Genomic DNA, 237 nt, shown 5'->3' with positions numbered 1-237 from the left:
GAGTCCCGCGGAGAGGGGCACCCCCATACGGGTGATCGCGCCGGCCCGATGCAACACGGCGTGCACGAGGACGCGCCCGGTGCGGCCGTTGCCGTCCGCGAACGGGTGGATGGTCTCGAACTGGGCGTGCGCGATGGCGGCCTGCACGAGGGCGGGTACGTCCGTGCGGCGCAGATAGGCGAAGAGATCGTCCATCCCGGCACGCAGGCGCTCCGGATGGGGCGGGACGAACTGCGC

General features: G+C 72.6%; 1 protein-coding gene. It reads right to left on the bottom strand.

The window, feature by feature from the left end:
- Window positions 1-237 (bottom strand): Fic family protein (locus HIJ39_RS23580; protein WP_169103430.1); only part of this gene is annotated, 237 nt, incomplete at both ends.

The sequence above is a fragment of the Sulfobacillus harzensis genome, assembly GCF_012933365.1.
Lineage (GTDB): Bacteria > Bacillota > Sulfobacillia > Sulfobacillales > Sulfobacillaceae > Sulfobacillus_B > Sulfobacillus_B harzensis.
Note: the sequence above shows the minus strand (reverse complement) of the source record. Positions and strands in the feature narration are given on the sequence as shown.